At 61.2% G+C, this 23,251-nt stretch carries 22 protein-coding genes; 9 read left to right on the forward strand and 13 right to left on the reverse strand.

Annotation, left to right across the window (positions count from 1 at the left end; all coding sequences use genetic code 11):
- Nucleotides 1-6: 6 nt before the first annotated feature.
- Nucleotides 7-1,023 carry a LacI family DNA-binding transcriptional regulator gene (locus tag BSY240_RS17845; RefSeq protein ID WP_069043206.1) on the reverse strand — a complete coding sequence of 339 codons (1,017 nt, stop codon included), beginning with the start codon at nucleotides 1,021-1,023 and terminating at the stop codon, nucleotides 7-9.
- A 132-nt stretch (nucleotides 1,024-1,155) separates the two neighbouring features.
- Here BSY240_RS17845 and BSY240_RS17850 point away from each other — a divergent pair, with 132 nt between their 5' ends.
- The 6 genes from BSY240_RS17850 (at nucleotide 1,156) to BSY240_RS17875 (ending at nucleotide 7,343) form a co-directional block, all read left to right on the forward strand.
- The gene (locus BSY240_RS17850; protein WP_150127495.1) at nucleotides 1,156-2,199 is read left to right on the forward strand and encodes a Gfo/Idh/MocA family protein; all 1,044 of its coding nucleotides are present in this window, start codon (nucleotides 1,156-1,158) and stop codon (nucleotides 2,197-2,199) included.
- Between the two features lie 4 nt (nucleotides 2,200-2,203).
- Nucleotides 2,204-3,106, forward strand: coding sequence for a sugar phosphate isomerase/epimerase family protein (locus BSY240_RS17855; RefSeq protein WP_069043208.1), 903 nt, complete (start codon nucleotides 2,204-2,206; stop codon nucleotides 3,104-3,106).
- Nucleotides 3,107-3,169: 63 nt separating this feature from the next.
- Nucleotides 3,170-4,402, forward strand: a complete 1,233-nt coding sequence (locus tag BSY240_RS17860; protein ID WP_069044037.1) for an ABC transporter substrate-binding protein — start codon at nucleotides 3,170-3,172, stop codon at nucleotides 4,400-4,402.
- A 138-nt stretch (nucleotides 4,403-4,540) separates the two neighbouring features.
- The gene (locus BSY240_RS17865) at nucleotides 4,541-5,443 is read left to right on the forward strand and encodes a carbohydrate ABC transporter permease (protein ID WP_054147777.1); all 903 of its coding nucleotides are present in this window, start codon (nucleotides 4,541-4,543) and stop codon (nucleotides 5,441-5,443) included.
- Nucleotides 5,440-6,267 (forward strand): carbohydrate ABC transporter permease, encoded by an 828-nt coding sequence (locus tag BSY240_RS17870; RefSeq protein ID WP_054147778.1) that lies wholly within the window; start codon nucleotides 5,440-5,442, stop codon nucleotides 6,265-6,267. The genes BSY240_RS17865 and BSY240_RS17870 overlap by 4 nt, the downstream gene beginning before the upstream one ends.
- Entirely contained in the window at nucleotides 6,264-7,343 is a 1,080-nt protein-coding gene (locus BSY240_RS17875; protein WP_069043209.1) for an ABC transporter ATP-binding protein, read from the forward strand. The genes BSY240_RS17870 and BSY240_RS17875 overlap by 4 nt, the downstream gene beginning before the upstream one ends.
- Before the next feature lie 9 nt (nucleotides 7,344-7,352).
- Here the strand turns inward: BSY240_RS17875 and glnT are convergent, their stop codons facing one another.
- The 12 genes from glnT to BSY240_RS17935 all read right to left on the reverse strand — a co-directional run bounded on the left by glnT (nucleotide 7,353) and on the right by BSY240_RS17935 (nucleotide 19,405).
- Nucleotides 7,353-8,660 carry a type III glutamate--ammonia ligase gene (glnT, locus tag BSY240_RS17880; RefSeq protein ID WP_069043210.1) on the reverse strand — a complete coding sequence of 436 codons (1,308 nt, stop codon included), beginning with the start codon at nucleotides 8,658-8,660 and terminating at the stop codon, nucleotides 7,353-7,355.
- An 87-nt stretch (nucleotides 8,661-8,747) separates the two neighbouring features.
- On the reverse strand, nucleotides 8,748-10,076 hold the full coding sequence (locus BSY240_RS17885; RefSeq protein ID WP_069043211.1) for an FMN-binding glutamate synthase family protein: 1,329 nt from the start codon (nucleotides 10,074-10,076) through the stop codon (nucleotides 8,748-8,750).
- A gap of 15 nt (nucleotides 10,077-10,091) precedes the next feature.
- A complete protein-coding gene (locus BSY240_RS17890; protein WP_069043212.1) occupies nucleotides 10,092-10,778 on the reverse strand; it encodes a GXGXG domain-containing protein in 687 nt (228 codons plus the stop codon).
- A 26-nt stretch (nucleotides 10,779-10,804) separates the two neighbouring features.
- Complete coding sequence (locus BSY240_RS17895) at nucleotides 10,805-11,710, reverse strand: class II glutamine amidotransferase (protein WP_069043213.1); 906 nt, start codon at nucleotides 11,708-11,710, stop codon at nucleotides 10,805-10,807.
- Nucleotides 11,711-11,799: 89 nt separating this feature from the next.
- Nucleotides 11,800-12,459 (reverse strand): helix-turn-helix domain-containing protein, encoded by a 660-nt coding sequence (locus BSY240_RS17900; RefSeq protein WP_069043214.1) that lies wholly within the window; start codon nucleotides 12,457-12,459, stop codon nucleotides 11,800-11,802.
- Nucleotides 12,460-12,540: 81 nt separating this feature from the next.
- Nucleotides 12,541-13,587: a YeiH family protein gene (locus BSY240_RS17905; protein WP_069043215.1), complete on the reverse strand. Its 1,047-nt coding sequence runs from the start codon at nucleotides 13,585-13,587 to the stop codon at nucleotides 12,541-12,543.
- 97 nt (nucleotides 13,588-13,684) lie between these two features.
- Nucleotides 13,685-14,740: a TRAP transporter substrate-binding protein gene (locus BSY240_RS17910; protein WP_069043216.1), complete on the reverse strand. Its 1,056-nt coding sequence runs from the start codon at nucleotides 14,738-14,740 to the stop codon at nucleotides 13,685-13,687.
- A gap of 23 nt (nucleotides 14,741-14,763) precedes the next feature.
- Entirely contained in the window at nucleotides 14,764-16,053 is a 1,290-nt protein-coding gene (locus tag BSY240_RS17915) for a TRAP transporter large permease (protein WP_054147787.1), read from the reverse strand.
- A complete protein-coding gene (locus tag BSY240_RS17920; RefSeq protein ID WP_054147788.1) occupies nucleotides 16,053-16,643 on the reverse strand; it encodes a TRAP transporter small permease in 591 nt (196 codons plus the stop codon). Before BSY240_RS17920 ends, BSY240_RS17915 begins: the two co-directional genes overlap by 1 nt.
- Nucleotides 16,644-16,836: 193 nt before the next feature.
- The gene (locus BSY240_RS17925; protein WP_069043217.1) at nucleotides 16,837-17,355 is read right to left on the reverse strand and encodes a flavin reductase family protein; all 519 of its coding nucleotides are present in this window, start codon (nucleotides 17,353-17,355) and stop codon (nucleotides 16,837-16,839) included.
- A complete protein-coding gene (locus BSY240_RS17930) occupies nucleotides 17,355-18,248 on the reverse strand; it encodes an aldo/keto reductase (RefSeq protein ID WP_069043218.1) in 894 nt (297 codons plus the stop codon). The genes BSY240_RS17925 and BSY240_RS17930 overlap by 1 nt, the downstream gene beginning before the upstream one ends.
- Nucleotides 18,248-19,405: an LLM class flavin-dependent oxidoreductase gene (locus BSY240_RS17935; RefSeq protein WP_054147791.1), complete on the reverse strand. Its 1,158-nt coding sequence runs from the start codon at nucleotides 19,403-19,405 to the stop codon at nucleotides 18,248-18,250. The genes BSY240_RS17930 and BSY240_RS17935 overlap by 1 nt, the downstream gene beginning before the upstream one ends.
- A gap of 63 nt (nucleotides 19,406-19,468) precedes the next feature.
- Between BSY240_RS17935 and BSY240_RS17940 the strand changes: the two genes are divergently transcribed.
- From BSY240_RS17940 to treZ, 3 genes are all read left to right on the forward strand, one after another.
- Nucleotides 19,469-20,218 carry a GntR family transcriptional regulator gene (locus BSY240_RS17940; protein ID WP_150127496.1) on the forward strand — a complete coding sequence of 250 codons (750 nt, stop codon included), beginning with the start codon at nucleotides 19,469-19,471 and terminating at the stop codon, nucleotides 20,216-20,218.
- Nucleotides 20,219-20,255: 37 nt separating this feature from the next.
- The gene (locus BSY240_RS17945; protein ID WP_083229668.1) at nucleotides 20,256-21,371 is read left to right on the forward strand and encodes a Gfo/Idh/MocA family protein; all 1,116 of its coding nucleotides are present in this window, start codon (nucleotides 20,256-20,258) and stop codon (nucleotides 21,369-21,371) included.
- A 93-nt stretch (nucleotides 21,372-21,464) separates the two neighbouring features.
- On the forward strand, nucleotides 21,465-23,234 hold the full coding sequence (gene treZ, locus BSY240_RS17950; RefSeq protein ID WP_069043219.1) for a malto-oligosyltrehalose trehalohydrolase: 1,770 nt from the start codon (nucleotides 21,465-21,467) through the stop codon (nucleotides 23,232-23,234).
- Nucleotides 23,235-23,251 lie beyond the last annotated feature (17 nt).

Raw genomic sequence — 23,251 nt, forward strand, 5'->3', positions numbered from 1 at the left:
GTTGGATCAGTCGCTCTCACCCTCGATCAGGATCATCGGCCAAAGGCGCCTGCGAACAGCATCCGGATAGTGGTGCGTGAAATCCGGCATGGTCGCCAGCAGGCTTTCTGCCAAGGCGATCCCGAGCCCCCTCAAATCCGGGCGAAAGCAGGTGAGAACCGGGTGCAGGAACTGGGCCTGGGGGCTGTATTGGCCGATGACCGCGATATCCTTGCCCGGCTTCAATCCCACTTCCTGCAGGCCGCGATAAAAGCCGACCACGGTCGCCTCGTTGAGGAGGATGATCGCTGTGGGGCGGTCGCGTGATTTCATCACCTGCTGGGCGACGTGATAGCCGCCAGGTTCATTCGGGCCGGAGCGATAGACATGCGCTGGGTCGAGCTCCAGTCCGTGGCGGGCGAGCACGACGCGGCAGTGGTTCTCGAACACATGGCCGAGATTGATGTCGCCATGGGGACGGCTGATCGCAATCCGCTTGTGGCCGCGCGCCACAAGGCGTTCGATTGCGTCTTCTGCCATGCCTTCGAAATCCAGATCGTACCAGGGCTGGCCGACATCCGTCTGGCTTCGCCCAAGGGTGATGAAGGGTATCTTCGTCTTGTGCAGGAGCTCGAAGCGGGGATCCTGGTGGCGCGTGGCCGACAGGATGATGCCATCGGCGAACCCCCGGGCGACGATTCGCTTCAGGTAAGCGTCCGGATCTTCTTCCGATGAGCAGAGCAGGGCGACGAGGTCGAGCTTGTGGCGGGCAAGCACCGTCTGCATGCCGTCGAAGACGCGCATGAAGAAGGTATCTCCTTGGCCGGTAATGTCATGGCCGGTCTGCATCATGAAGCCGATTATGCCGGTTGCGCCCTTGCGTAGCGAGCGGCCGGCCTGGTTGGCCACGTAACCCAGCTTCTCTGCGGCTTCCAGAACGCGTCGGCGTGTCTCCTCGTTGACGTCGGGCTTGCCATTCAGCGCGCGCGAAACCGTACCGATGGAAATATCCAGATGTTCGGCCAGCTCGCGAATGCCTGTCATTTCCCCTCCCCAAGCGGTGGTCCGTAATCGTTTACGAAAAACTATTGACACATGCGGGGTCTCGTTCATAGTGTCGTAAACGTTTACGGGATGTGCGGAAGAGCAGTTTCACTCATCCCTGGGAGGATATCAGTGACATCAAGAGCCGTTTTGTGCGGGTGCGGAGCTATGGCTAAAGGCTGGCTTCGAGCGCTTCAGTCTGCTTCCGATTTGGGCCGAGAGGTCGAAATTGTCGGTCTCGTCGACCTCGACCCGACGACGGCGAAGGCGCTCGCGGCTGAATTCGCCCTGGAAAACGTGACCATCGGAACGGATCTCGCATCGGTGATCGAGGCGACGCGCGCGAACATGGTGTTCGACGTGGTGGTGCCGTCGGCGCGCTTCGCCGTCGTTTCGACCGCGCTCAAGCTTGGCTGCCATGTGCTGTCCGAAAAGCCGCTCGCCACATCCATGGATGAGGCCAAGGCACTGCTTTCCCTCGCCGCAGAGACTGGCCGAGTTCATGCCGTGGTCCAGAATCGTCGTTTCATCTCCGGTGTCCGACGCCTGCGTCGCGCCGTCGAGGATGGCTTGATCGGGGAGCTCTCCGGAATTCATTGCGACTTCTTCCTCGGGCCGCATTTTGGTGGTTTCCGCGAGGCCATGGACAATGTGCTTCTGCTCGACATGGCGATCCACACCTTCGATGCCGCCCGCTTCGTATCCGGCAAGCAGCCGCTTTCGGTCTATTGCGTCGAGAGCAATCCGCCCGGCTCCTGGTATGCCCATGGCGCGTCGGCGAACGCGATTTTCAAGCTCTCTGGCGATGCTGTCTTCACCTATCGCGGCTCCTGGTGCGCCGAAGGGCGGCGTACGAGCTGGGAGAGCGCCTGGAGGCTCGTCGGCTCGAAGGGCATGATCACTTGGGACGGCGAAGAAGGCTTCGAGGCCACGGTCGCCGGCAGTGAGCCCGGCCTGCTGCGCGGTCAGCAAATCTTGCCCGTGCCGTTGGCGCCTGACGAGGACGAGACGCACGGGCATCGGAGCGTACTCGCGGAATTCATCGACGCCGTAAAATCCGGGCGGAAGCCCGAGACTGCGAGCGACGACAATATCAAGAGCCTGTCCATGGTGTTCGGCGCGATCGAAAGCGCCAGGACCGGACTTCCCGTCAGCATTTCAGTCGAAGGATACTGAGCCCGTGAGCAATTCTGCACATTCCATCCGCATCGGAACCATGGTCAGCGCCAGCGGCGGCAAGGCGGCCGAGCGGATCGGACAGATCGCCGATATGGGCTTCGAGAGCTTCGAGCCCTTCTTCTGGCAGACCACCAACGGTCAGGATCTTGCCGATCTCGGCAAGCGTTGCGTCGAGGCGATCGGCGATCGCGACATCACCATCTCGACGCTCGGCATGTTCGGCAATCCGCTGGAAGAGACCGACGTGGATCTCCAGACCCTTCAGGGCTGGAAGGATTGCATCGACAATGCCCATCATTTCGGCGCGACCTGCGTCGCCGGTTTTACGGGTCGTATCCGTAACCGCCCACTGACGGAGAGCCTGCCGCGCTATCGCGAAATCTGGAGCGAGCTCGCCAAGCGTGCTGCCGACAAGGGCGTGAAGATCGCTTTCGAAAACTGCGCCATGGACGGCAACTGGCAGACCGGCGACTGGAACATCGCGCACAATCCGGATGCCTGGGAGCTGATCTTCAACGAGACGCCGGACGATCACATCGGGCTCGAATGGGAGCCCTGCCATCAGATGGTCTATCTGATTGATCCGATCCCGCAGATCCGCAAATGGGCGCACAAGTTTTTCCATGTGCATGGCAAGGACGCGACGATCCGCTGGGACGTGATCCGTGAACACGGCGTCTTCGGCAAGCATCCCTTCGTCTTCATGCGCACGCCGGGCTTCGGCGACACCAACTGGACGGATGTGATTTCCGAGCTCCGGATCGCGGGCTGGTCCGGCTCGATCGACATCGAGGGCTGGCACGATCCGGTCTATCGCGACGCGCTGGAAATGACCGGCCAGGTGCATGGCCTGAATTACCTGAAGAATTGCCGGGGCGGGGATTTCGTCACCGATCCGGTCTGAGCTTTCGGAAATATGGGTCTTGTGGAGGACAAGGCCCATGCAAAAACCCAAGAGGAGGAAACCATGGGTATTCGCAAGCATATCGCCTTCGGCGCCTTGGCGCTGGCCAGTGTCTCCTTGTTCGGGCTATCGGCCCAGGCAGAGGACGTGAAGATCACCGTCTGGTCGCTCGACCGCGACATCCAGCCGGCACCCAATCTGATCAAGGACTTCAATGCACTCGGCAACGGCATCACGGTCGAATACCGCCAGATCCAGTTCGACGACGTCGTCAGCGAGGCGATGCGCGCCTATTCGACCGGACAGGCGCCCGATATCATCGCGATCGACAACCCCGAGCATGCCTTGTTTGCCTCACGTGGCGCCTTTCTCGACCTGACGGACCGGATCGCGAAATCGGAAGCCATCAAGACCGAAAACTACTTTGCCGGACCGCTTAATTCGGTGACCTGGGACGGGAAGCTCTTCGGTGTGCCGAAGGCCACCAACACGATCGCCCTCTACTACAATGCCGACATGTTCAAGGAGAAGGGCCTCGATCCGGACAAGCCGCCGCAGACCTGGGCGGAACTCCTCGATGCCGCGCGTAAGCTCAACGATCCGGCGAAAAACGTCTACGGCCTCGCTTTTTCGGCCAAGGCCAGCGAAGAGGGGACCTTCCAGTTTCTTCCCTGGGCGCAGATGGGCGGTGGCGGCTACCAGGCAATCAATGCCGAGGGCGCTGTGAAGGCGCTCGAGACTTGGAAAATCCTGATGGACGAGAAGCTCGCCTCTCCTGACAGCCTGACGCGCGGACAGTGGGATTCCACCGGCACCTTTAACTCTGGGAATGCGGCCATGGCGATCTCCGGGCCATGGGAGCTGAACCGGATGAGCGATGAAGCCAAGTTCGACTGGCGCGTGGCGCTTCTGCCGGTGCCGGAAGCCGGTGCCGAGCGCTCGTCGGCCATGGGTGACTTCAACTGGGCAATTTTCGCCAACACGAAGCAACCGGAAGAAGCCTTCAAGGTCCTGGAATACTTTGCCGCACAAGATGACCAGATGTTCGAGAAATTTGGCCAGCTGCCGGCCCGTTCCGACATAATCCTGCCGGCGACCGGCAACGAGAGGAAGGACGCGGCCCTCAAGGTCTTCCAGGAGCAATTGCAATATGCCCAGCCGCGCGGGCCGCATCCCGAATGGCCGAAGATCTCCAAGGCGATCCAGGATGCCATCCAGGCGGCGCTCACGGGTCAATCGTCGCCTAAGGAAGCGCTCGATCAAGCGGCTGAAACCATCGCGGCCATCACCGGTTGACCCTATCCGCAGGGGTCCGAAGACCTGCTCTCAACGTGTCGGATCCCTGTTCAACCTATCTCCCGGAGGGCCGTCCTCGTTCCGACAAGTGGCGGGGGCGGCCTGACCGGAGATGTCAATCGCGATGCGGAGACCAGCATGCGCAAGATACTGTCCAGCCTGACTGATGGCCGCGGTTTCGATATCGGCCTGATGGCGCTGCCGCTCGCCTTTCTCTTCGTTCTGTCCGGCTTGCCGTTGCTCTACAACGTGCTGATGAGTTTCCAGGAAGTCGACATGTTCTCGCTCGGGACGTTCTTCCGGCCCTTTGTCGGCTTCAAGAACTATGTCTCCTTGTTCGCTCAACGCGAGACCTGGCCGATCCTGAGCAACACGGCGATCTTCGTCGTGGCTTCGATCGCCGGGCAGTTCGTTATCGGCTTTGGTCTTGCTCTTTTCTTCTGGACGAATTTTCCAGGCGCGTCCTGGCTACGCGGTCTCTTTCTCGTCTCCTGGGTCATGCCCGGTCTCGTCGTCGGGGCGATCTGGAACTTGATATTGTCGGGTGATTTCGGCGTCTTGAACTACGTCCTGCGGGAAGCAGGCATCATCTCGCAGAACATCTTCTGGCGCTCGGATCCGAACTACTCGCTCTGGGCCGTGATCATCGCCAATATCTGGCTTGGGACATCCTTCAACATGATCCTGCTTTCCGTCGGTCTTTCCGGTATCCCGAAAGATCTCTACGAGGCAGCGGAACTGGATGGTGCCAATGTCTGGCAACGGTTCTGGACGATCACGCTGCCGATGATGCGCTCGACCATCGGGGCGATCATCTCGCTCGGGCTGATCTTTACCCTGCAGCAGTTCGACCTCTTCGCCGCCATCACATCGGGCGGGCCGAACAATTCGTCCAATGTCGCGCAATACTGGGCCTGGGATCAATCCTTCCGGCAATATGACTTCGCCCGTGGAGCCACGATCTCTGTCCTGATGATCGTCGTCGTGATGTTCGCTTCGGTGGTCTATGTCCGCTCGACCAAGCAGGAGGTACGCGGATGAGCGAGACCTGGCGCAACCGACTGATGCTGGCGATCGCAATCGTGCTCGCCGCAATCTATCTCTTCCCGCTCTACTGGATGTACATCACCACCTTGAAGAGCGGTTCCGCGATGTTCGCCACGCCGCCCAGCTTTTGGCCGTCCGATCCGCAATGGTCGACCTATGCCTATGTCTGGGAGAGCCGCAACCTTGCCCGCTATATGTGGAATTCGCTGGTCATCGCGTTCGGCGCGGTCGCTCTGATCACGGTTCTCGGAACCGGTTGCGCTTACGTGCTTGCTCGCTATCGCAACGGATGGATCGATATCGGGCTCTTCCTGATCCTGATGCTGCAGGTGCTGCCGGCCTCCTTGATGATTACCCCCATCTTCGTCGGCTTCTCGCAGCTCGGCATGCTCGAATACCCGCGTACCGCCGTGATCATCGCGATTGCTGCGAAGAGCATGCCCTTCTTCGTCGTTTTGGTGCGCGCCACTTTCATGAGCGTGCCGATGGAGCTCGAGGAGGCGGCGCTGGTTGATGGGAATTCGCGGATCGGTGCCTTCTTCCACATCGTTCTGCCGCTCGCGCGCAACGGCATCCTGGTGTCCGCCATCCTGATCTTCATGCAGGCCTTCGGCGAGTTCGTCTATTCGAAGTCGATCATCCAGGCGGTCGAATACCAACCCGCAAGCGTCGGCCTTAATTCCTTCATGGGCCCCAATACCAATGAGTGGAACAACATCATGGCCTTTGCCACGATCTATGTGACACCCATCCTTGCCGTTTTTGTTCTCTTGCAGCGCCGGATCGTCTCCGGGCTCACGTCTGGAGCTCTCAAATGACCCATCAGATCGAATTATCCGGCGTCAACAAATATTACGGCGCCTATCACGCGCTGCGCGACATCGATCTCAAGATTCGCAAGGGCTCCTTCGTGGCGCTGGTCGGACCGTCCGGTTGCGGCAAGTCTACCTTGCTGCGGTCGCTGGCCGGGCTCGAAAGCATCTCGGCAGGTGACCTGATCATTGCAGGCGAGCGCATGAATGGCGTACCGCCGCGCAAGCGCGACCTTGCCATGGTCTTCCAGTCCTATGCGCTCTATCCGCACATGACGGTTGAAGAGAACCTCACTTATTCACTGCGTATTCGGGGTGTGAAGAAGGCAGAGGCGAAGAAGGCAGCGGAAGAGGTGGCGGCGACGACGGGCTTGTCCAACCTGTTGCATCGTTATCCGCGCGAGCTCTCCGGCGGCCAGCGCCAGCGCGTGGCGATGAGCCGGGCGATCATCCGGCATCCCAAAGCGTTTCTGTTCGATGAGCCGTTGTCCAATCTCGATGCCGCCCTTCGCGTGCACATGCGCAAGGAAATCCGGTCGTTGCATGACCGGCTAGGTGCCACCTCCGTCTATGTCACCCATGACCAGATCGAGGCGATGACCATGGCCGATCACGTCGTCGTCATGCGGCATGGCGTGATCGAGCAGCAGGGGCCTCCGCTCGAGCTCTACGATCGGCCGGTCAACAAGTTCGTTGCCGGCTTCATCGGTTCGCCGGCGATGAACTTCATCCCGGCCAAGGTGGGTGCCGATGGGCGGTCTCTGGTTTTCGAACTCGGCAATCCACAATTCGTGACCCTGGATCGGCCTCTGCCAACAGCCTCAAAGCTGATTGTCGGCCTGCGGCCAGAGCATCTCAGGCTGGTTCAGGAAGCAGACGCACAGATCCGACTGCCGGTCGGTGTCGTCGAGAGCACGGGCTCAATGACCTATATCACGTCTTCCACGACACCCGAGATCAACGTGGTCGTGACGGATCGTCAGCCTCTCAGGTCGGGCGAGATGATGTCGCTTGGCTTCGATCCGGCGCATCTGCACCTGTTCGATGCCGACAGCGAACGACGGATCGATATCGCCGGCTGATCCAGAGCGTCAGACGTCCAGTGTCGTCTGGCGCTCCCAGGCCGTGAAGTGCCCGCAATAGCTGTTCCACTCGTCATGCTTGAGCTTGAGATAGGCGTCTGAGAATTCAGACCCAAGCGCTGCTTTCAACACGTCGTCCAGTTCAAAGGCTCGTAGGGCATCGAGGAGGTTCAGCGGTAGCCGGGGCGCATCCTTCACCGTATGGCCGTCGCGGTACATGTCGATGTCGTAATGCGGGCCGGGATCGGCGTTGCTCTTGAGCCCGCTCAAGCCTGCCGCGATGATGATCGACTGCAACAGGTACGGGTTTACGGCGCCGTCTGGCAGGCGCAGCTCGAAGCGGCCAGGACCGGGTACGCGCACCATGTGCGTGCGATTGTTGCCGGTCCAGGTGACGGTGTTCGGTGCCCAGGTGGCGCCGGAGACAGTGCGCGGGGCGTTGATGCGCTTGTAGGAATTGACCGTCGGATTGGTGATCGCGGCGAGTGCCGAGGCGTGTTTCATGATGCCGCCAAGGAAGGTCTTGCCCTTGGCCGACAGGCCGAAAGGCATGTTCTTGTCGGCGAAGGCATTCACCTTGCCATCGATGTCCCAGACCGAGATATGCGCATGGCAACCGTTGCCAGTGAGACCCTTGAAGGGTTTCGGCATGAAGGTGGCGCGCAGCCCGTGTTTCTCGGCGACCGACTTCACCATGAACTTGAAGAAGGAATGCTTGTCGGCCGTCTTCAGCGCGTCGTCATACTCCCAGTTCATCTCGAACTGGCCGTTCGCATCTTCGTGGTCGTTCTGGTAGGGCTTCCAGCCGAGCTCCAGCATGTGGTCGCAGATCTCGGCGATCACATCATAGCGGCGCATCAGCGCCTGCTGGTCGTAACAGGGCTTTTCGGCCCTGTCGTATTCATCCGAGATCGTCTCGCCGTCTGGAGAGATCAGGAAGAATTCCGGTTCGACGCCGGTTTTCACGCGCAGACCCAGATCTGCCGCTTCCGCGACCAGGCGCTTGAGCATGACGCGCGGCGCCTGAGCGACCGGTTCGTCTTCCATCATGCAATCGGCGGCAACCCAGGCGACCTCAGGCTTCCATGGGAGCTGGATGACGGAAGAGGCATCCGGAATGGCGAAAAGGTCGGGATGGGCCGGCGTCAGATCGAGCCAAGCGGCAAATCCCGCGAAACCGGCGCCGTCCTTCTGCATCTCTGCGATCGCCTGTGCCGGGACCAGCTTGGCACGCTGGGCGCCGAAGAGATCGGAGAAGCTGATCATGAAGTATTTGATGCCTCGCTCCGCAGCGAAGCCTGCCAGATCCTGTGTCACGTCGTTCCCCTGTTTTTATGGATTGAGACACATGTGTTGAAAAACAATGGCCGCATCCGTGGGATCAGGATGCGGCCATCAGGGCTTTTAAAAACCTCCCTTGCCGGGATACCAGCTGGTGCCGGCGAGGGGCACCTGGGCCATGGCGGCAGCCTCCATCGTCAGTGCGCAGAGATCCTCCGGCTCCAGATTGTGCAGCTTGTTCTTGCCGCAGGCACGGGCGATCGTTTGCGCTTCCAGCGTCATGACCTTCAGGTAGTTGGCAAGGCGGCGACCTGCGGCGACCGGATCGAGGCGTGAGGCGAGCTCTGGATCCTGGGTGGTAATGCCGGCCGGGTCCTTGCCTTCGTGCCAGTCGTCATAGGCCCCGGCCGTGGTGCCCAGCTTCTGGTATTCCTCTTCCCACTTCGGGTCATTGTCGCCGATGGCGACCAGCGCTGCCGTGCCGATCGAGACGACGTCTGCACCGAGCGCCAAGGCCTTCGCCACATCAGCGCCCGAGCGGATGCCGCCGGAGATGATCAACTGCACCTTGCGGTGCATGCCGAGGTCCTGCAGTGCCTGAACGGCCGGGCGGATACAGGCGAGCGTCGGCATGCCGACATTTTCGATGAAGACGTCCTGCGTCGCCGCCGTTCCGCCCTGCATGCCGTCGAGCACGACGACATCGGCGCCAGCCTTCACGGCAAGAGCGGTGTCGTAATAGGGGCGGGCGCCGCCGACCTTCACATAGATCGGCTTTTCCCAATCGGTGATTTCGCGCAGTTCGAGGATCTTGATCTCGAGATCGTCGGGGCCGGTCCAGTCTGGGTGGCGGCAGGCGGAGCGCTGGTCGATGCCCATCGGCAGGTTGCGCATCTGGGCAACGCGGTCGGAGATCTTCTGGCCGAGCAGCATGCCGCCGCCGCCGGGCTTCGCCCCCTGACCGACCACGATTTCGATCGCATCGGCGCGGCGCAGATCCTTCGGATTCATGCCGTAGCGGGAGGGAAGATACTGGTAGACCAGCTTTTCGGAATGGCCGCGTTCCTCATCGGTCATGCCGCCGTCGCCCGTCGTGGTTGAGGTGCCTGCGAGTGTTGCGCCGCGTCCCAAGGCTTCCTTGGCATTGCCGGAGAGGGCGCCGAAGCTCATGCCGGCAATGGTGATCGGGATCTTCAGCTCGATCGGTTTCTTGGCAAAGCGGGTGCCGAGGACCACCGAGGTATCGCACTTCTCGCGGTAACCTTCGAGCGGATAGCGGGAGATGGATGCACCGAGGAACAGCAGGTCATCGAAATGCGGCACCTTGCGCTTCGTGCCGCCGCCTCTGATGTCATAGATGCCGGTAGCTGCCGCTCGGCGGATTTCGGCGAGTGTGTGGTCATCGAAAGTGGCGGACTTGCGCGGCGGGGTGAAGGGGTTGTGGTAGCTCATCAGCTTTTCCTCGCCTCAATACGCGTCGGCATTGTCGATGTTGAAATTGTAGAGCTTGCGGGCCGAGCCGTAGCGCTTGAACTCTTCGGGTTGCACGTCGCTCACGCCGGCCTTGGTCAGCAGTTCGGCGAGCTTTTCGAGATGTTCGGCGCGCATTTCCTTTTCGATGCAATCGGCGCCGAGGCTTTTCACCGAGCCGCGTACGAAAAGTTTCGCTTCATAGATGCTGTCGCCCAGGGCCTCACCCGCATCGCCGCAGACGACGAGGTGGCCGGACTGGCCCATGAAGGCCGACATGTGGCCGATCGAGCCGTGCACGACGATATCGATGCCCTTCATCGAGATGCCGCAGCGGGAGGCGGCATTGCCCTTGATGACGAGCAGGCCGCCGCGACCGGTGGCGCCAGCATATTGCGAGGCGTCGCCCTCGATCACCACCGTGCCGGACATCATGTTTTCAGCCACGCCAGGACCAGCCGAGCCATGGATGGTGACGGTGCCACCGTCATTCATGCCGGCGCAGTAATAGCCGACCGATCCCTTCACCTCGACGGTGACAGGCGCATCGATGCCGACGGCAACAGCATGATGGCCACGCGGGTTCACCACCTCGAATTCGAGGTCGTTTGCGCCGGTGCCGAGATTGTGGAGCGCGCTGTTCAACTCGCGAAGCGGGGTATGGGAGAGATCGAAGATTGGCATTGTGCAAGCTTTCTCGGTGTCGCGGTTCAGGCGGCCTTTTCATGGTCCCAGAAATAGACGGTCGCCGGTTCCGGCTCCCAGACGCGGGCGGTCTCGATGCCCGGCAGGTTGACCAGGGCGCGGTATTCCGAGCCGAAGGCGACATACTGGTCGGTCTCGGCCATGACGGCTGGCTTGCAGGCGATCGGGTCGCGCACGACGCCGAAACCGGTCTTGGTCCCGACAACGAAGGTGAAGAAGCCATCGAGATCATCAAGCGCACCGGTCAGTGCTTGCCCCAAATCCTTGCCCTTTGCCATTTCTGCCGTGAGATAGGCCGCTGCCACTTCGCTATCGTTCTCGGTCTCGAAGGACATGCCTTCGCGGATCAACTCGCGGCGCAGATTGTTGTGGTTCGACAACGAGCCGTTGTGCACGAGGCATTGGTCTGCGCCTGTCGAAAAGGGGTGGGCGCCGAGCGTGGTGACAGCACTCTCGGTGGCCATACGGGTATGGCCGATACCGTGGGTGCCACCCATGGTACGCACACCGAAGCGCTGCACGACGTCCTTGGGAAGGCCGACTTCCTTGAAGATCTCGACGCTTTCGCCGGAGCCCATAATGCGGACGTGAGGGCGGATTTCGGCAAGGGCCGCGCGGATCTCGGTCAACTGGGCTGCACGGATCGAAATGACCGCGTGAGTGCTCTTGAGGGAGACGGCTGCGTCGATCCCCGCCTTGGCCAGATCTTCGGCGAGGCCCGTAAAATCACTTTCCGGCGTGGCGGACTGGATCGTGACCTTGGCGGTCTTGCCGTCGACGCCGCCATAGATGGCGATGCCGGCCGAGTCCGGTCCTCGGTCGGTCATGATGATCAGCATGTCCGAGAGGAGGTCGCCGAGCCGGGGCTCCAGCGCCTTGTCCTTGAGAAACAGACCTACAATGCCGCACATCGCCACGCCCTCCAAAGTCTCTGGAGAAAGGGCTAGCAGCGGCGATCACGAAAATCAATCGAAGGGAATAAAGTTTTCCTGTTGGGCAACTATCGGTGTTGTGGATAGGAGATGATCGAGAGGTAGCGCGCCGGCAGGCTTACGAGCTCTTCCGGGCCGTGCGGGGCGTCGGCGTCGAAGAAGAGGCTATCGCCTGCCTGCATCCGGTAGAGGCTATCCCCGTGGCGATAAACTACTTCGCCCTCCAGCATGTAGAGGAACTCCATGCCTTCGTGCTGGAAAGTCGGAAAGACGTCCGATTCCGCGTTCAGCGTGATCAGATAGGGCTCGACGACGACGCCCGAGGTGTTGTTTTCGATATGGCCAAGCAGGCTGTAATGATGTCCGGCGCGGGTTCCCCGGCGCTCCAGGTTCACGCCTTCGCCCGCCTTGACGAAGCTCGCCGATTTCGGCTCCTCGAAGCCACGGAAGAAGGCGGTGATCGGCATTCCCAGCGCCTTGGACAGCGCCTGAAGGGTGGTCAGCGAAGGCGATATATTGCCGTTCTCGATCTTTGAGAGCATGCCGACCGACATGCCCGTTGCCGCGGCGAGATCGGCAACTGTTATACCGAGCTTCTTGCGATAGGTGCGCACCTCATGGCCAATCGCCATTTCGAGATTGTTGGCGCGGGGCTCGCGTACGGCATGGGGATCCTGCGTCAGCGCCGGCTTCAGGCCGTTCGCCGGTGTCTTGGTTGTCTTTGCCATGGATCCTCCTCGCACTCCGCCGATTTTACCTGATGCTGTAACGGATTCTGCGCCGCTGCCCAATGGGCGAAGAGCAGGCGGTCACAGTCCGACAAAGACCAGGACGGCGAGCACGATTGCCGCCAGGAAGACGGTGTCGGCAACCAGCAGGCCTATCGCCCGTCCGCCGATCTTGAAAACCTCGGGCAGGGAGGTCTTCACACCGACGGCGGCGATTGCCACGAGCAGCGCCCAGCGTGAGACCATGCCCGCCCAGTCGCCGACCACGGGTGGGATGCTGACGAGCGAGTTCAAGGCAGCCAGCAATAGGAATGCGACCACGAAGCCAGGCAGGAGGGGCGGGCGCTTGACGTCGCCGGAGACCGTGCGGCGGAAGGCGAGTGCGGCGACCAGCACGACTGGGGCCAGCATAGTCACACGGATGAGCTTCACGAAAACCGCTGTCTCGCCTGCAGGGACGGAGACCGAGAAACCGGCGCCTGCGACTTGAGCGACGTCATGGATCGTCGAGCCCAGAAAGATACCGGTCTGGTGGTCGTCGAGACCCGCAAGGCTTGCCAGGATCGGGTAGAAGATCATGGCGAGCGTCGACAGCATGGTGACGCCGATGACCGTGAAGACCATCTGCTGGTCGGCTTCCTTGCTGCGGTTTCCAAGCGTCGCGGAGATCGCAAGGGCTGCCGAGGCGCCGCATATGGCGACCGCGCCGCCCGTCAGCACGCCGAACTGTGTGCCTTGGCCAGAGAGGCGCGAGGCGAGGATGCCGAAGAGGATGGTGAGCAAGACTGCGCCAACGATCATGACGATCACCGCAGCACCCAGTTCGGCGAACATCGCGACACTCACCCTGAGGCCGAGCAACGCAATGCCCACCCGCAGCACCGTGCGCGACGCGAAGTCCAAGCCTGCTGCCGTCTTCGGATCTTCTGCAAGGAAGTGCAAGGCCAGCCCGATCAGGATCGCCAGCAGCATGGCCGGTGCGCCGTAATGTTCAGACAGAAAGGCGGATGCGAGAGCGATCAAGACCGTGACGGACAGACCGGGAAACAAGGCTTGCCAGCGCTCGCGCAGGGTCAAGGGGCGGCTGTCCCGCTCCTGCTTGGGCGAGGCAATGGACGGGTCTGGCATGGATCACCTCTGGTAGAGCGCCCCGTGCATGGTGGTATCAGATGATGCGGAGGGCGGAATGAAGGGATGCGCGGCGTACCGCGCATCCCTGATGTCGTCAGTTCAGATCAGCTGCGCGTTCGGCGTCAACCTTCTTCTGGGCATCGGCAACCGCTGCTGTGAACAGGTCGAACACTTCGGCTCCGCCTGTCACATTCGTCTTGAACCAGTCGAAGACGGGCGAGACGGCGGTCTTGAAGGCTTCCTTCTCGGCAGGCGTCGGCACGTAGATCTCGCCGCCGGCCTTGGCAAAGTCCTGATAGGCGGCGATTTCCTTGCGCTTTGGCGAGGCGAAGGTCGCCTGCTGAAGGGCTGCGAATCCGTCAACGACGATCTGCTTCTGATCCGGCGTCAGGCCCTGGAAGCGGTCATTCGACATCCACCAGAAGGCGCCCATGTAGCTGTGGCCGTCGAGTGTCAGATATTTCAGGCCGGCATCCGGGAACTTCATGGACATGATGTCGGTGATGCCGTTTGCCGTGCCTTCGACCACGCCGGTCTGCAGCGAGGTGAAGAGTTCCGGCCACGGGATCGGGGTCGGCGCGGCTCCCACGGCGGTCGCCACCTGCTGCGGCAGATCGGCCGGGACGGTGCGCATCTTCAGACCCTTCAGATCTTCCGGTGTCTTCACCGCCTTCTGAGTATTGGCGTAGTTGCGCCAGCCGCCGGTGTTGCCGATGGTCATCAGGCGGATCTTGTTGTCGCTATCGGCCAGGGCCTTTTCGCGCAGCTTGCGTGTGAAGTCGCCGGTCAGCACGGTCTCTGCCACGCGGTCGTCGCTCATCAGGTAAGGCAGGTCGAGAACCTGGATATAGGGGAAGAGGCCGGCTGCCCCGCCCGAGGTCGAGATGTAGATATCGAGCGAGCCGTCGGCGACGCCCTGGAGGCATTCTTCACCCGTGGCGCAGAGCTGGGTACCGATGAAGAGTTCGACGGCGATCGCGCCGTTCGAGGCGTTCTCGACATAGTTCTTGAAGACGACAAGGCCATCATAATCCTCGTCGTTTTCGTTGGAGTTGGCGGTGGCGCGCAGCGTGATGTCTGCTGCCTGCGCAACACCGGTGATGGTGAGTGCGCTGGCCAGCAGCACGGTTTTCAACATGGACTTGAGCATTCTGGTTCCTCCCTTTTCTCAAGTTAGTCGACGAAGCCCGCAAGGCGCGGGAGCGTGAGCGTCAAAGCGGGGAAATAGGTGATCAGGAAGATCACAACGATTTCCGCCGCCAAGAACGGCAGTGTGGCCTTGGCGATCGTCTCGACCTTTAGGCCGGAGACGGACGACGAGACGAAGAGTACCAGGCCCATGGGTGGGGTCAGAAGGCCAACCGTCAGGTTGACCGCCATGATGATGGCGAAGTGGACGGAATCCACACCCATCTGTGTGAATATGGGGCCGAGGATCGGGCCGAGAATGATGATTGCCGGACCTGCATCGAGGAACATGCCAACGACGAAGAGCAGCAGATTGATCAGCAGCAACAGGACCAGCGGATTTTCACTCAGGCTCAGGATGATCGAGGCCAGCAGCTCAGGCGTGTGCGAAAGGCTGGCGACCGTCTTGAAGGCCATTGCTGCGCCTACGAGAAGCAGGACAACCGCCGAGGTCATGGCGGCGCGCATCAGAATTCTCGGCATGTCGCCGAGTTTCAGACTGCGCAGCACGAAGAGGCCAATGAAGATTGCGTAGCCGACGGCAACGGCAGAGGCTTCCGTCGGCGTGAAGATGCCGCCGAGAATACCACCCATGATGATGACCGGTGTCATCAGCGGCCAGAAGGCATTGAGGCTTGCGCGGCCACGTTCGGACCAGGTTGCTCGGGTCGTCGCAGCGGGCAGGTTCTCGCGATCGGCAAGCAGGTAGACGATCGCCATGAGGCTGAGGCCGATCAGGACACCCGGAACGATGCCAGCCAGGAAAAGCGCAGCCACGCTTTCGCCCATGACATAGGCATAGATGATCATGATGCCGGACGGTGGGATGATCGGGCCGATGATCGAGGATGCCGCCGTGACGGCGGTCGCAAATTTTCGGCTGTAGCCCTGCTTCTCCATCGCCGGGATCAGCATCGAGCCAAGTGCGGATACGTCCGCCACGGCCGAGCCTGACAGGCCGGCAAACAGCATCGAGGACAAAATGTTGACGTGCGCGAGGCCGCCGCGCAGATGGCCGATCACCGCCTGGGCGAACTCGACGAGACGCATGGTGATGCCGGCCCGGTTCATCAGTTCCCCGGCCAGCATGAAGAAAGGGATCGCCATCAGCGGGAAGCTGTCCATCCCGTTATAGACATTGCGATAGAGAAGCACGATGTCGCGCTCCTGGCCGTTCAGCCAGAGCAGAATGCCGGGCGCTGCGATCAGGCCGAACACGATCGGAAAGCCGAGCAGCAGAAGGATCATGAAAAGGGGGAGGAAAAGTGTCAGCATCACTCGGCTCCCAGTCCTGCGAGCGAGGCGACCGGCTCGAGCTTTTCTTGATGTCCTGTCAGTTCGATAAGGCTGCGCAGGATCAGTTCGATGCTGACCACAAACATCATGGTTACACCCGTTGCGAGCGAAGCCATCATCCAGCCGCGCGGCACCTTCATCCAGGTGCTGAGGTCCAGAGATGTTGGTACGGAAATCGCCGGCATGGCAAATCGTCCGCCGAGCCCTGTCACTTCAGCCCAGCCGATGCGCATGGCGACATAAAGCAGGACCGCCGCCAGTCCAAGGAAAAGCAGGTTGATCAGGCCGCCGATCAGACGCGGAAAGATGTCGAGGATCATCGTGATGGCGACAAAGCCGCCCTGGCGGAATGCCGTCGGCACCATCAAGCCCGTCATCCAGAGCATCAGGAAACGGGAGCCTTCCTCACTCCAGGGCAGAGCATTGCCGAGGACGTAGCGAAAGAAGACCTGAACGAGAATGAACACGAGCATGATGCCGAGTGCGCCGGCCCCAAGCCACAATCCGACCGTCAACACGGCAGCGTTCAGCCGGCCGAGCAGATTGGTCAGGTTCGAAAGTGCCGTCATGTCTCCACCCGTTTCTTGTCATCGGTCAATTCGGCGCACTATCGAAGACTTGTTCCCGCCGCACAAACACGGCTGTTCCCCATTCAGATCCGCGCGGAGCAATCTTCTACTCGCAGACTTGTTCCGGATCGTCTTCGACCGTCGCGCCGCAGCATGTATTTCATGCTGCCGACGACCTCCTCCCAAATTCAATTCAGACGGCGAAGCGTCCGAACCGTCCCCCCGAGAAGCACAGCGGTTCTCCCTGCCGATGTGCGACCCTTAACACCCTGCCGATGATGATCGTGTGATCCCCGGCGTCATGCTGCGCCTGTTCGGCGCATTCGAAACGCGCGAGCGTGCCGGGCAGAACCGGCACGCCTTCGTCGTTGAACCTGACCTCGATCCCGTCGAAGCCATTGCCGCCGCGTGTGAAGGCGGCGCTCAGGTGATCCTGATCCGCGCCGAGCACGTGGATCGCGAAATGTCGGGCGCCCGTAAATGCGCCGTATCGAGATGAACTCTTGGCCGGCGACCAGAGCACCAGAGGCGGATCGAGCGAAACCGAGGCAAAGCTGTTCACCGTCATGCCGATCGGACCGTCTGAGGTCGTCGCGGTCACCACGGTCACACCCGTGGTGAAGCTGCCCAGTGCATTGCGAAAAGCACGATGGTTGTCGGCGCCGGGAACGAAGACGGCCTCCAACGCATGAATGTCATTAGCAGCCATCATCAGGCGACCTCCTGTCCGATCGCAAGAGTATAAAGCTCGAACCAGGTCTGGCGATCCAGCTCCACCTTCGTCGCGTCTGCAATCTTGGCAATACGATCGAGTGAATTGGTGCCCATGACCGGCATGATGGTGGCCGGATGACGCAGCAGCCAGGCACCCGCGACAGCCGTTTCGTCGACGCCATTTTCTGCGCCAATGCGCTTCAGGGCCGACAGGAGTTCCGGCTTCGATCCGTCGAGGAGGCGTCCGCCACCCAGCGGCGACCAGGCCATCGGCGACACCATGCGTTCCTGCAAATAGGCGAGATCGCCGTTCACAAAGGTATCTGTCGCAAGCAGGCTCATCTCGATCTGGTTGGTGACGAGGTTGTTCTCCATCGAAGACTGCAGCAGCGAGAAGTCCCAGGGGCGGAAATTGGAAACGCCAACGGCGCGTACCTTGCCGGACGCTACGAGCGCATCGAGAGCCGGGCCCGTTTCATCGGGATCAATCAGAGGGTCGGGGCGGTGGATCAGCAGCAGGTCGACATGATCGGTGCCCATGTCGGTGAGCGAGGCTTCGACCGAGGCGGTGATGTGAGCCGCCGACGTATCGTAGTACTTGACGCGGGCTGCCGAATGGCGACCGACCGGGGCGACGATATCGCATTTGGTGACGATCTCGAGCTTGTCGCGCAGGCCGGGGGAGGCCTTCAGCGCGTTGCCGAGGATCGCTTCTGCGGTGTAACCGCCATAGATGTCGGCCTGATCCATGGTGGTGATGCCCTGGGCGAGGCAGGCCTCGATCTTGGCCTGCACATGCTTGGGCGAGGTGTCGGCATCGTCGCCGATGCGCCACATGCCGTAGACCAGGCGGCTGAAGGTGAGATCAGGGGTAAGATTGACGCGCTGCATCAGCGGCGAACTCCATTTCCGAGAGGTGTGGGCGGCGTTTCCGAGGGGACGCGGCCATAAGCGTGGGGAAGCGAGACAGTCTTGAGTTCCGGCAGCACCTTGGTGCCGAAGTGAACCGCCTCGTCGATATGCGGATATCCTGACAGGATGAAGGCGCGGATGCCCATCTTCCTATACTCTTCCAGTTCCGAGAGGATCTGGTCGGTGGAGCCGACGAGTGCTGCACCACAGCCGGAGCGGGCGCGGCCGATGCCGGTCCACATGTGCGGCTCGATATAGCCAAACTGGTCGGCGAGCTCGCGGGCGCGGGCCTGATGGGCGACACCGAGCGAGATCGAGTCATGTGCACGATCGCGGATCAGCTTGCCATATTCGTCATCGAGCTTCGATACGATGTATTCGGCGTATTCGCGGGCTTCCTTCTCGGTGTCGCGGACGATCATGTGGACGCGCAGACCGTAATCGAGGGTCCGGCCATGGGCTTCGGCGCGCGCATGCACAGCCTTCATCCGCTCGGCGAGCTGGTCCTTCTTCTCCGGCCACATCAGATAGACGTCGCATTGCGCGCCGCAGAGCTCCAGCGCATCGGGGGAATAGCCGCCGAAATAGAGGAGTGGGCCACCGTTCTGCTGATACGGGCGGGCGGGCTCGGTCGAGACGCCCTTGAACTGGTAGACCTCGCCTTCGTGGTCGATCGTGTCACGCGTCCACGCCTGGCGGAGGATCTCGACCACCTCATGGCTGCGCTTGTAGCGGAAGGCACTGTCTGCGACTTCGCCTGGAAAATCCGAGCTGATGACGTTGAGCGTCAGGCGGCCCTTGAGCATGTGGTCGAGGGTCGCAACCGTGCGCGCCAGCATGATCGGCTGCATCTCGCCGCAGCGGATGGCGGCGAGCATGTTGATCTTGGACGTGATCGGGGCACAGCCGGCGACGAAGCTCAGCGTGTCCTGGCCTACCTGATAGGAGGAAGGGCAGAGGATGTTGCGAAAGCCCAGCTGCTCGGCCTTCTGGACGATGTCGGAGCAGTGCTCGAAGCTCGACCGCAAAGCTCCATCAGGCACCCCGAGAAATTGATAATCGTCAGAGCAAAGGGCTGCGAACCACGACACTTCCGCGCCATCGATATCGGCCGATGTGACAGGTACGACAGTCATTGAGGTCTCCTCCAAGGCTCCAACTTTCCTCTTGCCTAACACTCGATTTGATGTAGATCAATAGTGTATCAATTTTTTCTCGGCGATACCGAAGTGCCACAGAACTCCGCAACGCAGCCGCCCGGCAGCCTTCCCATCTATGTGCAGATTACCGAGCTTCTGGTGCGTGATATCGCGGCGGGACGGCTGATCGACGGTGAAAAGCTGCCGCCAGAGCGGGATATGGCCGAAGAACTCGGCATTGCCGTCGGCACTTTGCGCAAGGCATTGGCCGAGCTGCAAAATCGCGGGCTGCTGGAGCGCATTCAGGGCTCCGGCAATTACGTGCGGGCGATCTCCGATCCGAAATCTGTTTATTCGATGTTCCGGCTTGAACTCCCGGGCGGCGGCGGTTTGCCGACCGCCGAGATCCTGTCGATCGACCGACTGCCGAAACCGGACGGGCTGCCGACATTCGGCACGTCCGCGGAGGCGCATCGGATCCGGCGTTTGCGGCGTCTTTCCGGCCGTCCGGCGGCGCTTGAGGAAATCTGGCTCGACGGGTCTTACGTCGAGACGATTGACCCCGAGGCGGTCTCGGAATCCCTCTATCTGTTCTATCGCACCAAGCTCTCGCTCTGGATTGCGAGGGCCGAGGACCAGATCGGTCTCGACGTGGTGCCGGACTGGGCGCCTGCGAGCTTCGGTCTGAGGCCAGGCGCGCCCGCCACACATATTCAACGCATCAGCCAGGATCAGGAGGGAGCCCGTGCGGAAGTCTCGCGGACCTGGCTCGATCACACCGTCGCCCGATACGTATCGCGGCTGAAATGACATAACCGCGAGGAGCGGTTCAATTGAGGAGGAAAGCGTGGCAGGACTTCAATACGGGATCATCGGTTGCGGCATGATGGGGCAGGAGCACCTGCGCAACATCGCCCTTCTGCAGGATGCATCGGTGGTCGCGATCTATGAGCCGGATGCCGGCATGCGCGCGCTGTCAGCGGAGGCTGTCCCGACGGCAAAGATGGTCGCCTCGATCGAGGAGCTGCTTGCTGTCGAGGCCGTGAACTGCCTGCTGATCGCAAGCCCCAACTATCTGCATCTCGAGCAATTGGAAAAGATCGCTGGGATCCGGCCGCTGCCGGTGCTGGTGGAGAAGCCGTTGTTCACCGATTCTGCCGATGCTCCGCGCCTTGCCGCCCTGCGAGCTGCCTATCCGGCGCCGATCTGGGTCGCCATGGAATACCGCTACATGCCGCCGGTCGCGCGGATGATCGAACAGGCGGACGATGCCACCGGTGGCATCCGCATGTTGACCATCCGCGAGCATCGTTTTCCGTTTCTCGAAAAGGTCGGCGACTGGAACCGGTTCAATCGCAACACGGGTGGGACCCTCGTCGAGAAATGCTGCCATTTCTTCGATCTGATGCGGCACATCCTGAAATCCGACCCGGTTCGCATCATGGCTTCGGGTGGACAGTCCGTGAATCATGTCGACGAGGTCTATGACGGAAATCGCTCCGACATTTGGGACAATGCCTATGTGATTGTCGACTTTGCCTCCGGGGCGCGGGCGATGCTCGAGCTCTGCATGTTTGCCGAAGGTGCCCGCTATCAGGAGGAAATCTCGGCAGTTGGCCCCACCGGCAAGATCGAGTGCCTGGTGCCAGGACCCGGCCGCTTCTGGCCCGAACATCTCGGCGAGCCACCGATTGCTCAGGTCATCATCTCACCGCGTGATCCGAAAGGGCCGCGCGTCGTCGAAATTCCGGTTGATCCGCACCTGCTGGAAGCCGGTGACCACAACGGCTCGACCTTCTATCAGCACCAGCGCTTCCAGAAGGCGGTAAAGGGCGAGCGGCCGGTCGAGGTTGCGCTCGATGACGGCTGGTGGGCGGTGGCCATGGGGCTCGCAGCACAGAAGTCTGCAGAAACGGGGCAGGCGGTCACCTTTCCGCTGCCATTTTCACCCCAGGGATCATGACGCGATAACCGTCCTTCCACCTTTCGCGCTGGGGGGGCGAACCATTCACCACTTCCTGCGTTGCCTCCTCGTGGCAGCGTAGGAGAAGCAGCGGTGACAGATTATCTTTTTGGCCCCGTCATTGAAGATGACGGGGTTTTGTTTCGGTTGTGGGCGCCGCATTGCAAATCGGTGACGCTCGAAATTGACGGCGCTCCTGCGAAGGACATGGATCGGCAGGCGGATGGCCTGTTTCGCCTCAAAGTCACTGGGGCACGGCCGGGTACCCGCTATCGGTTTCGACTGCCGGATGGCCTCATTGTCCCGGATCCTGCAAGTCGGCACCAGCCCGAGGACGTTTTCGGGCCGAGCGAGGTCGTCGATCTTTCGACGCAGAAGACCCGCGACGCCATTTGGCGCGGGCGGCCCTGGGCGGACATGGTCATCTACGAGCTGCATGTCGGCACATTCACGGATGAGGGTACCTTCCAAGCTGCGATCGACAGGCTGGATCACCTCGGCAACCTTGGGATAACGGCCATCCAGCTGATGCCGATCGCCGATTTTCCCGGTCGTTGGAACTGGGGTTATGACGGTGTCATGCCGTATGCGCCGGACAGTCGGTATGGACGACCGGACGATCTGGCGCTGCTCGTTCAGGCGGCCCATCAAAGGGGCATCTCCGTGTTCCTCGATGTCGTCTACAATCACTTCGGCCCGTCCGGAAACTTCATGCCGGCTTATGCGCCGCTGTTCTCGCCGCATCATCAGACGCCGTGGGGCGACGGCATCAACTTCGATGATGCGCAGAGCGAGATGGTGCGCGCATTCCTGATCGAAAACGCGCTCTTCTGGATCGGGGAGTTTCATGTCGATGGACTGCGGCTCGATGCCGTGCACGCCATCCGCGACGACAGTGAACCGCACTTCTTGCACGAACTCGCGGCGCGTGTGCGGGAGCGTTTTGCCGATCGCCACATTCATCTGATCGTCGAGAACGAGGAGAATGACCCGCTTCTGCTCGAGCGGGGCCAGCCCAGTACCGCCACGTTCGACGCTCAGTGGAATGACGACGTCCATCACGCCTTGCATGTGGCCACGACCGGCGAGACCTTTGGCTACTACGCCGATTACCGGGATGCGGGTGCGGCTCTTGCAAAGGCTCTGGCGGAAGGCTTCGTGTATCAGGGTGACGTGATGCCCTATCGCGGTGAACGGCGCGGCCGTCCGAGCGCACATCTCCCACCTTCGGCCCTCGTTTCATTCCTTCACAATCACGACCAGATCGGCAACCGTGCCCAGGGTGACAGAGTGATGGCCGCGCTTCCCGAACAGGCGCTCGCCTTCGCCGTTTCGCTGATGCTGCTCTCACCGCAAATTCCCATGCTATTCATGGGCGAGGAGTGGTGTTCAAAAAAGCCATTTCCCTATTTTTGCGATTTCGACAAGGAGCTCAACGCAGCCGTACGCAACGGCCGGCGGAATGAGCTCTCGAAGTTGCCGGGTTTCGACGGGGAACATGTGCTCGACCCGACATCGGCGGAGACATTCCGCTCTGCGATCCTCGACTGGGAGCAGGCAGGTTCAAAGCATGGTTCGACCTGGATCGAACGCTACCGCCAGCTCATTGCGCTTCGGCGAGAGCGTGTCGTGCCGTTGCTGGCGCGGATGCGTCAGGGCGGGCGTTATGCTGCCGAGAATGGCGTCATCCGTGTCGAGTGGCCGCTTGAGGACGGACGGCACTACATACTTGTCGCCAATCCCACATCGCATGCCGTGAGTGCCGCCTTTGAGGTGGATCCTATCGAGATCATCTATGCGCTTGGCGAGCGCCGACCTGACGCTCGCGGGCCGTGGTCTCTGGTCTTTGGCGTCACGGGGTGACGCCAGCGACCTCACCG

Source organism: Agrobacterium sp. RAC06, from assembly GCF_001713475.1.
Classification (GTDB): domain Bacteria; phylum Pseudomonadota; class Alphaproteobacteria; order Rhizobiales; family Rhizobiaceae; genus Allorhizobium.

What these genes read in the sequence shown, in the direction of transcription:
- BSY240_RS17845 (WP_069043206.1), bottom strand. Translation starts at nt 1,023, where the DNA reads ATGACAGGCATTCGCGAGCTGGCCGAACATCTGGATATTTCCATCGGT.
- BSY240_RS17920 (WP_054147788.1), bottom strand. Translation starts at nt 16,643, where the DNA reads ATGACGGCACTTTCGAACCTGACCAATCTGCTCGGCCGGCTGAACGCT.
- BSY240_RS17860 (WP_069044037.1), top strand. Translation starts at nt 3,170, where the DNA reads ATGGGTATTCGCAAGCATATCGCCTTCGGCGCCTTGGCGCTGGCCAGT.
- BSY240_RS17865 (WP_054147777.1), top strand. Translation starts at nt 4,541, where the DNA reads ATGCGCAAGATACTGTCCAGCCTGACTGATGGCCGCGGTTTCGATATC.
- BSY240_RS17935 (WP_054147791.1), bottom strand. Translation starts at nt 19,405, where the DNA reads ATGACTGTCGTACCTGTCACATCGGCCGATATCGATGGCGCGGAAGTG.
- BSY240_RS17890 (WP_069043212.1), bottom strand. Translation starts at nt 10,778, where the DNA reads ATGCCAATCTTCGATCTCTCCCATACCCCGCTTCGCGAGTTGAACAGC.
- BSY240_RS17885 (WP_069043211.1), bottom strand. Translation starts at nt 10,076, where the DNA reads ATGAGCTACCACAACCCCTTCACCCCGCCGCGCAAGTCCGCCACTTTC.
- BSY240_RS17870 (WP_054147778.1), top strand. Translation starts at nt 5,440, where the DNA reads ATGAGCGAGACCTGGCGCAACCGACTGATGCTGGCGATCGCAATCGTG.
- BSY240_RS17905 (WP_069043215.1), bottom strand. Translation starts at nt 13,587, where the DNA reads ATGCCAGACCCGTCCATTGCCTCGCCCAAGCAGGAGCGGGACAGCCGC.
- BSY240_RS17910 (WP_069043216.1), bottom strand. Translation starts at nt 14,740, where the DNA reads ATGCTCAAGTCCATGTTGAAAACCGTGCTGCTGGCCAGCGCACTCACC.
- BSY240_RS17895 (WP_069043213.1), bottom strand. Translation starts at nt 11,710, where the DNA reads ATGTGCGGCATTGTAGGTCTGTTTCTCAAGGACAAGGCGCTGGAGCCC.
- BSY240_RS17930 (WP_069043218.1), bottom strand. Translation starts at nt 18,248, where the DNA reads ATGCAGCGCGTCAATCTTACCCCTGATCTCACCTTCAGCCGCCTGGTC.
- BSY240_RS17925 (WP_069043217.1), bottom strand. Translation starts at nt 17,355, where the DNA reads ATGATGGCTGCTAATGACATTCATGCGTTGGAGGCCGTCTTCGTTCCC.
- BSY240_RS17915 (WP_054147787.1), bottom strand. Translation starts at nt 16,053, where the DNA reads ATGCTGACACTTTTCCTCCCCCTTTTCATGATCCTTCTGCTGCTCGGC.
- BSY240_RS17875 (WP_069043209.1), top strand. Translation starts at nt 6,264, where the DNA reads ATGACCCATCAGATCGAATTATCCGGCGTCAACAAATATTACGGCGCC.
- BSY240_RS17900 (WP_069043214.1), bottom strand. Translation starts at nt 12,459, where the DNA reads ATGGCAAAGACAACCAAGACACCGGCGAACGGCCTGAAGCCGGCGCTG.